General features: G+C 65.6%; 11 protein-coding genes and 1 pseudogene. 9 read left to right on the top strand and 3 right to left on the bottom strand.

The genetic code is table 11. The annotated features are described in order from the left end of the window. Nucleotides 1-13: 13 nt before the first annotated feature. From DY926_RS08060 to DY926_RS08050, 3 genes are all read right to left on the bottom strand, one after another. On the bottom strand, nucleotides 14-604 hold the full coding sequence (locus DY926_RS08060; protein ID WP_116702892.1) for an RDD family protein: 591 nt from the start codon (nucleotides 602-604) through the stop codon (nucleotides 14-16). Between the two features lie 111 nt (nucleotides 605-715). Beyond that, entirely contained in the window at nucleotides 716-1,951 is a 1,236-nt protein-coding gene (argJ, locus tag DY926_RS08055; protein WP_116702891.1) for a bifunctional glutamate N-acetyltransferase/amino-acid acetyltransferase ArgJ, read from the bottom strand. Between the two features lie 102 nt (nucleotides 1,952-2,053). Beyond that, a complete protein-coding gene (locus DY926_RS08050; protein WP_116702890.1) occupies nucleotides 2,054-2,923 on the bottom strand; it encodes a peptidylprolyl isomerase in 870 nt (289 codons plus the stop codon). Nucleotides 2,924-3,207: 284 nt separating this feature from the next. On the opposite strand from DY926_RS08050, the gene secA reads away from it, so the two are divergent. The 9 genes and pseudogenes from secA to DY926_RS08005 form a co-directional block, all read left to right on the top strand. Beyond that, nucleotides 3,208-5,949, top strand: a complete 2,742-nt coding sequence (gene secA, locus DY926_RS08045) for a preprotein translocase subunit SecA (RefSeq protein ID WP_116702889.1) — start codon at nucleotides 3,208-3,210, stop codon at nucleotides 5,947-5,949. A gap of 59 nt (nucleotides 5,950-6,008) precedes the next feature. Next, entirely contained in the window at nucleotides 6,009-6,758 is a 750-nt protein-coding gene (locus DY926_RS08040) for a YebC/PmpR family DNA-binding transcriptional regulator (protein ID WP_116702888.1), read from the top strand. A gap of 8 nt (nucleotides 6,759-6,766) precedes the next feature. After that, entirely contained in the window at nucleotides 6,767-7,273 is a 507-nt protein-coding gene (gene ruvC / locus DY926_RS08035; RefSeq protein ID WP_116702887.1) for a crossover junction endodeoxyribonuclease RuvC, read from the top strand. Continuing rightward, nucleotides 7,270-7,890 carry a Holliday junction branch migration protein RuvA gene (ruvA, locus tag DY926_RS08030; protein WP_116702886.1) on the top strand — a complete coding sequence of 207 codons (621 nt, stop codon included), beginning with the start codon at nucleotides 7,270-7,272 and terminating at the stop codon, nucleotides 7,888-7,890. Before ruvC ends, ruvA begins: the two co-directional genes overlap by 4 nt. Then, nucleotides 7,887-8,945, top strand: coding sequence for a Holliday junction branch migration DNA helicase RuvB (gene ruvB / locus DY926_RS08025; protein WP_116702885.1), 1,059 nt, complete (start codon nucleotides 7,887-7,889; stop codon nucleotides 8,943-8,945). Before ruvA ends, ruvB begins: the two co-directional genes overlap by 4 nt. Continuing rightward, nucleotides 8,935-9,351: a YbgC/FadM family acyl-CoA thioesterase gene (locus tag DY926_RS08020; RefSeq protein WP_116702884.1), complete on the top strand. Its 417-nt coding sequence runs from the start codon at nucleotides 8,935-8,937 to the stop codon at nucleotides 9,349-9,351. The genes ruvB and DY926_RS08020 overlap by 11 nt, the downstream gene beginning before the upstream one ends. 201 nt (nucleotides 9,352-9,552) lie before the next feature. After that, nucleotides 9,553-10,218 (top strand): protein TolQ, encoded by a 666-nt coding sequence (gene tolQ / locus DY926_RS08015; protein WP_116702930.1) that lies wholly within the window; start codon nucleotides 9,553-9,555, stop codon nucleotides 10,216-10,218. Nucleotides 10,219-10,220: 2 nt separating this feature from the next. Then, entirely contained in the window at nucleotides 10,221-10,658 is a 438-nt protein-coding gene (gene tolR / locus DY926_RS08010) for a protein TolR (RefSeq protein ID WP_116702883.1), read from the top strand. Between the two features lie 29 nt (nucleotides 10,659-10,687). Further along, a pseudogene (locus DY926_RS08005) lies at nucleotides 10,688-10,937 on the top strand (energy transducer TonB); the annotation flags it as partial.

Here is a 10,937-nt window from a genome sequence, read left to right as displayed (position 1 = left end):
CTTTTCCGTTATTTCAGCCCCACTGGGGTGGCGGCGGGGCTACGGCGCGGGCCTCGCGGCGGATGACACAGGTGCCTGCCAGAATGTCATGCAGGCCCTGCTTGCGCTGCGTCCACATGACCATGAGGAAGCCGAACCCGAGGATCAGCGCGGACAGGTATTTGCCAAAATAGCGCCCTGCCGCCCGCATCAGCGTGATGCGGTTGCCATACAGGTCCGTCACCCGCATGCGGCAGGCGATCTTGCCCGGCGTGGCCTGCAGGGTCGAGGCCTCGCACACGATGAAATAGGCCGCGGGCAGCAGCAGGGACACAAGCTCGAACAGGCCGTTGCCGTTCCAGTGCACATGCGGTGTGGTGGACAGGATGGTGTAGTCCGCCGGCTGGATATAGGAGATGCGGTAATCCCCTCCGCTGCCGCTGATCGGCTGCTGGTCGAATATGGAGACTGACAGGCTGGGCGGCACGAGCAGCAGCCCCAGCAGGGCGAGCAGCGCCCAGATCACGATGGAATCGATCAGGTAGGCGACAACCCGGATCCAGAATCCGCCATAGGTCCAGACATCCTGCGGGTTTGAATCGGGGCGGTAGAACGGGTTGGTCATGCAGGGAATTCCTGTCTGGCTGCCGGGTGGTGACCCGAACAGCTTTGCCACTGCTGCGTGCGGAACGGAACAGGAAAAAAGCGAGCGCCCCGGTTCGGGCGCCCATGGGGGCTAGCTGCGGTAGGACCCATTGATGTCAATGTAGCCGTGGGTCAGGTCGCAGCTCCATGCCTGCGCCGTGCCATTGGCCAGGCCGAGGTCGATCGCGATCTCGATTTCCTGCCCCTTCATGTGGGCGACGACAGGGGTCTCGTCATAGCCCGGCACGACCGTGCCATTGCGCGCGATCCATGTGCCGCCAATGCCAACGGACAGCGTATCGCGGTTGGCGGGCTCGCCGCACTTGCCCACGGCCATCACCACGCGGCCCCAGTTGGCGTCCTCGCCCGCCACGGCGGTCTTGACCAGCGGGGAATTGGCCACGGCCATCGCGACCCGGTGGGCGGATTCATCAGATGTCGCGCCGGTGACGGTAATGTGCATTACCTTCGTCACGCCTTCCCCGTCACGGATCACCAGCAGGGCGAGGTCCAGCAGCAGGGAATCGAGTGCGGCGCGGAAATCGGCCAAGGCCGGGTCATCCGCGCTGGTGATGGGGTCGTTGCCCGCCTGCCCCGTGGCGAACAGCAGCACCATGTCGGAGGTGGAGGTATCCGAATCCACCGTGATGCAGTTGAAGCTGCGGTTTACGCCAGCGCTCAGCAGCGGCTGGATCACATTGGCGGGCAGGGCCGCATCGGTCGCGATGAAGGAGAGCATCGTCGCCATGTCGGGCGCGACCATGCCGCTGCCCTTGGCGATGCCCTGGATACGGACGGTGGTGCCACCGATCCGCGCCGTACGTGTCGCGGCCTTGGGGAAGGTGTCGGTGGTCATGATGCCGCGCGCGGCGTCCGCCCATCCGTTTTCCGACAGGGTGGCGTAAAGGCCGGGCAAGGCCGTGGAAATCTTCTGGTAGGGCAGGACCTCGCCAATGACCCCGGTGGAGGCGAGGAACACCTCGGTCGCCGCGCAGTTGACCAGCCGTGCGGCATCGGCCGCGTTGGCCTGCGTCGCCTCGAACCCGGCGCGCCCGGTAAAGACATTGGCGTTGCCCGCATTGACCACCAGCGCGCGGGCGCGGCCATCGGCCATGGCGGCGCGGCACCAGTCAACCGGTGCGCCGGGGCACTTGCTGCGGGTATAGACACCGGCCACGGTCGTGCCCGGCGCGAATTCCGCCATGACCAGGTCGGTCCGACCCTTGTAGCGGATGCCCGCCTCGGTCGCGCCAAAGCGCACGCCCGCCAGCGGCGGCAGTTCCGGCAGGGGCCGGGCGAGGGGGGACACGGGCAGGGCTTTGGCCATGGTCGGTCAGTATCCTGAAATGACAGCGTGATACATCAGATGGGATAAAGACCCCGGGGGCGCACAGGCGTGAAGCCGCGCCCGCCCCGGGGCAGGTGCCGGTCAGTGTTCCGGCTGGGTCTCGGGCAGGGGCTTGCCGTCGGGGCCGAAGCGGACGACCTTGACCTGCGCCAGCGCGTTGCTGACGGCTTTCTGCACGCCTTCCTGGATCAGCTTCTGGCGGATCTGGTCGCGCATGGCGTCAAGCGTCGGAGTCGGCGCGGTGCGCTTGCCCAGCACCTGGATCACGTGCCAGCCGTACTGGGTATGCACCGGCGTCTGGCTGAAGCTGTTGGGCTGCATGGCCGATGCCGCATCCCAGAAGGTGGGCAGCATGTCGCCCTTCTTGAACCAGCCCAGATCGCCGCCGTTCTGCTTGGCCGAACCGGGGTCCTTGGACAGCTTGGCGGCAAGCTGGCCGAAATCGGCGCCAGCCTTGAGCTGCTTGATGATGTCGTTGGCCTGTTCCTCGGTCTGGACGAGGATGTGGCGGGCGTGGATTTCTTCCGCGCCGGGCTTGTTGGCGTAATTCTTGTCGTAATACGCCTTGATGGCATCATCGGTCAGCGACGGCGTGACCTGTGCGGACAGATAGGCATTCTGCAGCGCGTTCTGCGCCGCCGTCTGCATCTGCTGCTGTACGTCGGGCTGCTTGTCCAGGCCGGACTTGGTCGCGGCGACCTGGATGGCGCGCTGGTCCACAAGCTGGTTGAGCAGGATCGGCACGATGATGTTGTCGGGCAGCTTGCGCAGCTGCTCGGGCATCGAGGCCATGGCCTGGCGCACGTCCGTCAGGCGGATGGGCTGCCCGTTCACGCTGGCGAGGACCGGATTCTGGTCCGCCGTGGCGGCGGGCGCGGGCGCGGCCGGAGCCGGGGCGGGGGACGCCGCGAGTGCAGGAGGAATGATGAAGGAGGAAGCAAGCAGGGCCATCGTTGCGACAGCCTTTGCCGGACCGGTCGTCCGCATGTGCAAAAAACCCTAGTTATGAACGCGTTCGGCGGGCATCATGGCGAAGGGTGGCCCAGCCTGCAAGGGTCGGATGCCCGATGGCTGTTTTTCCCCGTTCCGCCCGTGGCGTTGCGGTCCGTCGGTTGACCCGTGGCGGCGTGGGTCCTATCTCATGTCTCCGCGCGAGAATTTTATCCGCCAAGCCTGTCTTCGGTCCCGCCGGTCTGTGGCGGGCCATACGGGACTGTCATTCCTGGAAGGTCTTCATGTTCGCCAGTATTGCCCGCGCTTTGTTCGGAACCGCCAATGACCGGGCGCTGAAATCGTATCAGCGGCGTGTACCCGCGATCAATGCGCTGGAACCGCAGGTCCAGGCGCTGGATGATGCGGGGCTGGCCGCGAAAACGGTGGAATTCCGTGAGCGCATCGCAAAGGGCGAAACGCTTGATGCCCTTCTGCCCGAGGCGTTCGCCGTGTGCCGCGAGGCCTCGCGCCGCGTGCTGGGCATGCGTCATTTCGATGTGCAGCTTATCGGCGGCATGGTGCTGCATGACGGCAAGATCGCGGAAATGCGCACCGGCGAGGGCAAGACCCTGGTGGCGACGCTGGCGGTCTATCTCAGCGCGCTGGCGGGCGAGGGCGTGCATGTCGTGACGGTCAACGACTACCTCGCCAGCCGTGATGCCGAGCAGATGGGCCAGCTTTACGCCTTCCTCGGGCTGAGCACCGGCGTGGTCGTGCCCAACATGCCCGAGGACGAGCGCCGCGCCGCCTACCGTGCCGACATCACCTACGGCACCAATAACGAATTCGGCTTCGACTACCTGCGCGACAATATGAAATATCGCGTGGAAGACATGGTCCAGCGCCCCTTCCATCACGCCATCGTGGATGAGGTCGACTCGATCCTGATCGACGAGGCCCGCACCCCGCTCATCATCTCCGGCCCCGCCGAGGACAGTTCCGACCTCTACCGCTCGGTGGACGAGGTGATGGTCGCGCTGGTGGCGGACCCCGAGACCTATGAAAAGGACGAGAAGTTCCGCTCCGTCATACTGACGGAAAAGGGCGCGGAACAGGCCGAGGAACTGCTGCGCGGCGCGGGCGTGCTGCATGAGGGCGGGCTGTACGACAGCAACAACGTGGCGGTGATCCACCATGTCCAGCAGTCGCTGCGCGCACACACGCTGTTCACGCGTGATGTCGACTACATCGTGCGCGGCGGCAAGGTCGTGATCATTGACGAGTTCACCGGCCGCATGATGGAAGGCCGCCGCTATTCGGACGGGCTGCACCAGGCGCTCGAGGCCAAGGAGCATGTGGAAGTCCAGCAGGAAAACCAGACGCTGGCCTCGATCACGTTCCAGAACTACTTCCGCATGTATCCGCGCCTGTCCGGCATGACCGGCACCGCCATGACCGAGGCGGACGAGTTTGCGGACATCTACAAGCTCGAAGTGATTGAGATCCCGACCAACCTGCCCGTCGCCCGCAAGGACGATGATGACGAGGTCTATCTGACCGCGCGTGAGAAATACGAGGCGGTCAGCAACCTCATCAAGGAAATCAGTTCCACCTCAGGCCAGCCGGTGCTGGTGGGCACGACCTCGATCGAGAAGAGCGAATACCTCTCCTCGCTCCTGCGCCAGAACGGCATCAAGCATAACGTGCTCAACGCCCGCTTCCATGAACTGGAAGCCGAGATCGTGGCGCAGGCGGGGGCGCCCGGCGCCATCACCATCGCCACCAACATGGCCGGGCGCGGGACCGACATCAAGCTGGGCGGCAATGTGGACATGCTGATCAGCCAGCAGCTTGGCGGCATCGAGGACCCGGAGGAACGTGCCCGGCGCGAGACCGAACTGCGCGAGAAGGTGGCCCGTGACCACGAGACCGTGCGCGCGGCGGGCGGCCTGTACGTGATCGGCACCGAACGCCATGAGAGCCGCCGCATCGACAACCAGCTCCGTGGCCGCGCGGGCCGTCAGGGCGACCCGGGCAATTCGCGGTTCTTCATCTCGCTCGAAGATGACCTCATGCGCATCTTCGGTACGGACCGCATGGGCAACATGCTCCAGAAGCTGGGCCTGAAGGAAGGGGAGGCCATCGTCCACCCCTGGATCAACAAGGCCCTTGAGCGCGCGCAGAAAAAGGTCGAGGCCCGCAACTTCGACATGCGCAAGAACACACTCAAATACGATGACGTGATGAATGACCAGCGCAAGGAAGTCTATGCCCAGCGCCGGGAATATATGGCGGCCGAGGACGTGTCCGCCATCGTAACCGAAATGCGCGAGGATGTGGTGCACGACATGGTGGCCCGCCGCATCCCCGAAAAATCCTTCCCCGAACAGTGGCTGAAGGATGAACTGGCGCAGGACGTGCAGACCACGCTGAACCTGACCCTGCCGATTGCGGAGTGGGCGGAGGAAGACGGCGTGGACGCGGCGGTCGTGACCGAGCGGATCGAGCAGGCGGCAGCCCAGGCGCAGGCCAGCCGGGCCGCCAATTTCGGCCCCTCCATCATGCGCTATGTGGAAAAGCAGGTGCTGCTGACCACGTTCGATGCGGTGTGGAAGGAGCATCTGCTCGCCCTTGACCAGCTGCGCCAGGGCATCGGCCTGCGCGCCTATGGGCAGAAGGACCCGCTCAACGAGTTCAAGCACGAGGCGTTCGAGCTGTTCCATGCCATGCTCGACCACCTGCGCGTGCGGGTCACGTCCACCATGGCACGGGTGGAAATGGCGCCCCCGCCGCTCGACAACCCCTTCGCCGGGGTGGCGGAAGTACATTCCGACCCGGAAGTGCCGGGGCTTGAGAACGAGCCGGGGCCGGGTCTCATACCCGATGCAACGGGGCGGCAGGCAGCACCCGCCATGGCGGTGCCGATTGGTGGCGCGGCGATCATGCCCGATGACCCGTCAAGCTGGGGCGAGGTCTCGCGCAACGCGGCATGCCCCTGCGGCTCGGGCCGGAAATACAAGCACTGCCACGGGCGGCTGGTCTGACCAGCCGCCTCCGGGCGAGCCAGAAACGATAGACGAAAGAACAGGATCAGGGACGAACGATGGCGGGTCATTCCCAATTCAAGAACATCATGCACCGCAAGGGCGCGCAGGACGCCAAGCGGGCCAAGCAGTTTGCCAAGGTCATTCGTGAAATCACCGTGGCAACGCGTGAGGGCATGCCCGACCCGGCCATGAACCCGCGCCTGCGCGCCGCCATTTCGGCCGCGCGTGAAGTGAACATGCCCAAGGATACGGTCGAGCGTGCCATCAAGAAGGCCAGCGGCGCCGGGGGCGGGGATGATTACACCGAAGTGCGCTACGAGGGTTACGGCCCCGCCGGTGTCGCCGTGATCGTGGAAGGGCTGACGGACAACCGCAACCGCACCGCATCCGACGTGCGCGCCGCGTTTTCCAAGCATGGCGGTTCGCTGGGGGAGACGAATTCGGTCTCCTTCATGTTCTCCCGTCTGGGCGTGATCACCTATCCGCTCGATGCCGCCAGCGAGGACGACCTGATCGAGGCCGGGCTCGAGGCCGGGGCCGAGAATGTCGAGACCGTGGACGGCATGCATGAAGTGACCTGTCAGGTCGAATCCTTCTTCGCCGTGCGTGATGCGCTGGAAAGCCGCTTTGGCGAACCGGCTTCCGCCAAGCTGGACTGGCGGCCGTCGAACACGGTTGAACTGGACGAGGAAAAGGCCCGCAGCGTGTTCAAGCTGATCGACACGCTGGAAGACCATGACGACGTGCAGGCCGTGTACGCCAACTTTGACCTGCCGGACGACGTGGCCGAGAAGCTTTCGGCCTGATCGCGCGCGTGGTCCGCATCCTTGGCATCGACCCCGGCCTGCGTTTTACCGGCTGGGGGGTAGTGACCGCGCAGGGCAACCGGCTGACGCATGTGGCGGACGGCGTGATCGCCACCGACTCGGCCCTGTCCGTGCCGGAGCGGCTGCGGCACCTGCATGATGCGCTGCTGGAACTGACCCGCAGCTTCGCTCCTGATGAGGCCGCGGTCGAGGAAACCTATGTCAACCGCAACGGGGCCGCGACGCTCAAGCTGGGCTACGCGCGCGGTGTGGGGCTGCTGGTGCCGATGCTGCTGGATATTCCGGTATCGGAATACGGGGCGAAGACGGTCAAGCGCGCGGTGGTCGGAACCGGTGCGGCAACGAAGGAACAGGTCAGCATGATGGTCCGCCGTATCCTGCCCACCGCACTGCTCAAGCGCGCGGACGCGGCGGATGCGCTGGCCGTGGCCATCTGCCATGCACATCACCGCGCCAGTGCCATCCACCTTGCGCGCGCGACGAGGATGGCATGATCGCGCAGCTTCGCGGCCTGCTGGCGCAGGTGGAGGCCGATCGCTGCGTGATTGACGTAAGTGGGGTCGGCTACCTTGTGCAGGCCTCCAGCCGCACGCTGGCGGCCCTGCCCCAGCCGCCGGAACTGGCCTGCGTGCTGGTGGAAACCGTGGTGCGTGAAGATGCAATCCTGCTGTACGGCTTTGCCGAGGCATCGGAGCGGGCATGGTTCCGCCTGCTGACCACGGTGCAGGGGGTGGGCGCCAAGGTGGCGCTGGCCATCCTGTCCGCCCTGCAGCCATCCGACCTGATCAATGCGATCGCGGCAGGTGACAAGGCCATGCTGACCCGCGCAGGCGGCGTGGGCGCGCGGCTGGCCCAGCGTATCGTGACCGAACTGCGTGACAAGTGCGAGGGCATGCCCACCGGCCTGCCCGCGGGGGCGACGGTTGCGGCAGCGGCGTCAGGGCCGGCTGCCACGCGCGGGATCGCGGCGGATGCGTTGCTGGCGCTGTCCGGCCTTGGCTTCCGGCGGGCCGAGGCGCAGCCCGTGGTGGAGCGTGTCCTTGACCGGCATGAGGGCAAGGTGGATCTGGATGTCGTGATCCGTGACGCGCTGAAGGAACTGGCCCGATGACACTGCCGCCCGAGCGTGAGATCGACCCCCGGCGGGGCGAGGAAGACGGCGGCGAAAACACGCTGCGCCCGCAGACGCTGGAGGACTTTACCGGCCAGAAGGCCAGCCGCGAGAATCTGGCCATCTTCATCGCCGCCGCCCGTCAGCGTGGCGATGCGCTGGACCATGTGCTGCTGCACGGGCCGCCGGGCCTGGGCAAGACCACGCTGGCGCAGATCGTGGCCCGTGAACTTGGGGTGGGATTTCGCGCCACTTCCGGCCCGGTCATCCAGCGCGCGGGGGATCTGGCGGCCATCCTGACCAATCTCCAGCCGCGCGATGTCCTGTTCATTGATGAAATCCACCGCCTGCACCCCGCCATCGAGGAGGTGCTGTATCCGGCGATGGAGGATTTCCAGCTCGACCTCATCATTGGGGAAGGCCCGGCGGCGCGCTCGGTGCGCATCGACCTTTCCCCCTTCACCCTCGTTGCCGCCACCACGCGTGCGGGGCTGCTGGCCACCCCGTTGCGGGACCGTTTCGGCATCCCGCTGCGTCTGGTGTTCTACACGCCCGAGGAGCTGTGCCAGATCGTGACCCGGGGCGCGCGCAGGCTGGAATTCGACCTGACGCCTGAAGGGGCGGAGGAAATCGCCCGCCGTTCACGCGGGACGCCACGCATCGCGGGCAGGCTGCTGCGCCGGGTGCGTGACTTTGCTGCCGTAGCGCGGGCGGGGCGCGGGCCGGTTGACCGGGCGCTGGCCGATGCCGCGCTGTCACGGCTGGAAGTCGATTCGATGGGGCTGGACGGCATGGACCGCCGCTACCTGCGCCGCATTGCCGAATACCATCACGGCGGCCCGGTGGGGGTGGAAACCCTTGCCGCCGCCCTGGCCGAGGCGCGTGACACGCTGGAAGACGTGATCGAACCCTACCTGATTCAGGAGGGGCTGGTGCTGCGGACCAGCCGTGGCCGCATGCTGGGTGAGCGGGGCTGGCGGCACCTTGGCCTGCAGCCGCCCGCCCGCATGCCCGGTCAGGGCGACCTGCTGGGGGACGGGCCGGATGGAACATAAGATCGATTTCCGCATTTATTACGAGGATACGGATGCGGGCGGTGTGGTCTATCATGCCCGCTACCTCGCCCTGGCCGAGCGTGCCCGCACCGAGGCCATCCGTGCGCAGGGGCATGCCGTGTCCGAACTGCTGGCCGATTACGGGCTGGCCTTCGTGGTGCGCCATGCCGCCATGGATTACCGTGCGCCGCTGCGTCTTGACGATATCGTGTGCATCACGACTCGCCTGACGGAACTGGGGGCGGCGAGCTGCCGGCTCGTGCAGGATTTCCGGCGCGTGGGCGCGGATGCGGGGGCCGATTGTGGCACGCTGGATGTCCGTCTGGCCTGCATACGCGCCGATGACGGGCGTGCTGCCCGATTTCCGCCGTTATGGCGTGATCTGTTGCGCGTGCTGGTCGCCTGAACGGCGCGGAGGCATGCGGCCTCCATGTTCTTTTCGTGCCATGGGTTGACCATGATGCAGGGCTGTGCGGAAAGCGGGTTGGCCGCAGCTTGCCAAATGGGCAATCTTCGTGTTTGAGCGAACGGCCAAGGTGTGCAGGAGGCGTATTTGGACCAAGCGGTTAACGCGGCGAATCTCGGTGCCGCAGCGGGCGATCTTTCGATGTGGGCGCTGTTCATGCATGCGTCGATTGTCGTCAAGCTGGTCATGGTTGGGCTGGTGACATGCAGTGTGATTGTCTGGGCGATCATATTCGATAAATTCACGACCATCCGCCGGGTCAACCGGCTGGGCAACGATTTTGAGGAACGGTTCTGGGCTGGCGGCAGCCTTGACGACCTGTACGATTCCGATGGCGCGAAGCCGGTCCACCCCATGGCGGCGGTCTTTGGCGCGGCCATGGGTGAATGGCGGCGTTCGTCGCGTATCGCCGGGATCGACCTTGTGCATGGTGGCGTGCAGGACCGCGTCAACCGCGCCATGGCCATTACCATCACGCGTGAGATGGACCGCCTGAACCGGTGGATCATTTTCCTTGCCACCATCGGACCGGTTGCGCCGTTTATCGGCCTGTTCGGCACGGTGTGGGGTATCATGCACGCATTCGGCTCCATCGCGGCGATGCATAACACCAACCTTTCCGTCGTCGCGCCCGGCATTTCCGAGGCCCTGTTCGCCACCGCCATCGGCCTTGTCACGGCCATCCCGGCGGTGATCGCCTATAACGTGATCAGTAACAGCATGAGCGTGTTCGAGGACCGGCTGGACGCGTTCGGCACGGAATTCGCCGCCATCCTGTCGCGCCAGTCCGAAGAAAGGGGTGCGTGAGCATGGGGGCGAGCCTAGGCGACCTGCGTGGGCGGCGGCGCAAGCGGCGGCCCATGGCGGACATCAACGTCACGCCGCTGGTGGACGTGATGCTGGTGCTGCTGATCATCTTCATGGTCACGGCACCGATGATGACAAGCGGCGTGAATGTTGACCTGCCCAAGACGGACGCGGCCCCGGTCAATACCGACACCAAGCCCATTACGGTCTCGATCCGCTCCAACGGGGATCTGTACCTGGGCGATGAGCCGGTATCGCAGGATGAACTGGTCGACCAGCTCAAGGCCGTGGCGCAGAATGACCGTGAACACCGTATTTTCGTGCGTGGTGATTCACATATTGATTATGGCCGGGTGATGCAGGTCATGGGCCAGATCACGGCGGGCGGGTTCACGCATGTCGCCCTTCTCGCACAGCAGCCGCCTGGCGGCGGCAACTGAACCCAACCGGATCGGGGAGCTGTCTGATCGTGGTGCCACCGCGTCGTTCCGAACGCATTCTTATGCGTCGCTCCGTTCTGGTTTCGGGCGGGCTGCATGTCGCATTGCTGCTGGCCGTGCTGCTCAAGCTGCCCGTGCCAGTTCCGCAGGAACCGCCGCCGCCGCCCACGATCGAGATGGAATTCACGAATGACGGCGCGACCTCGGCCCCCCATAAGGGCGACAAGCCCGCGCCCAAGCCCGCGCCAGCTCCCGCCCCGGTAAAGCAGGAAGCCCCCC

Source organism: Komagataeibacter melaceti (assembly GCF_003403295.1).
Lineage (GTDB): Bacteria > Pseudomonadota > Alphaproteobacteria > Acetobacterales > Acetobacteraceae > Komagataeibacter > Komagataeibacter melaceti.
The sequence above is the reverse complement of the archived record's forward strand: the minus strand, read 5'-3'. Positions and strand labels throughout refer to the sequence as shown.

Excerpts from the sequence above, each read along its gene's own strand:
- secA (WP_116702889.1), top strand. The coding sequence starts at position 3,208 with ATGTTCGCCAGTATTGCCCGCGCTTTGTTCGGAACCGCCAATGACCGG.
- tolQ (WP_116702930.1), top strand. The coding sequence starts at position 9,553 with ATGTGGGCGCTGTTCATGCATGCGTCGATTGTCGTCAAGCTGGTCATG.
- tolR (WP_116702883.1), top strand. The coding sequence starts at position 10,221 with ATGGGGGCGAGCCTAGGCGACCTGCGTGGGCGGCGGCGCAAGCGGCGG.
- DY926_RS08040 (WP_116702888.1), top strand. The coding sequence starts at position 6,009 with ATGGCGGGTCATTCCCAATTCAAGAACATCATGCACCGCAAGGGCGCG.
- argJ (WP_116702891.1), bottom strand. The coding sequence starts at position 1,951 with ATGGCCAAAGCCCTGCCCGTGTCCCCCCTCGCCCGGCCCCTGCCGGAA.
- DY926_RS08050 (WP_116702890.1), bottom strand. The coding sequence starts at position 2,923 with ATGGCCCTGCTTGCTTCCTCCTTCATCATTCCTCCTGCACTCGCGGCG.
- ruvB (WP_116702885.1), top strand. The coding sequence starts at position 7,887 with ATGACACTGCCGCCCGAGCGTGAGATCGACCCCCGGCGGGGCGAGGAA.
- DY926_RS08060 (WP_116702892.1), bottom strand. The coding sequence starts at position 604 with ATGACCAACCCGTTCTACCGCCCCGATTCAAACCCGCAGGATGTCTGG.
- ruvA (WP_116702886.1), top strand. The coding sequence starts at position 7,270 with ATGATCGCGCAGCTTCGCGGCCTGCTGGCGCAGGTGGAGGCCGATCGC.
- DY926_RS08020 (WP_116702884.1), top strand. The coding sequence starts at position 8,935 with ATGGAACATAAGATCGATTTCCGCATTTATTACGAGGATACGGATGCG.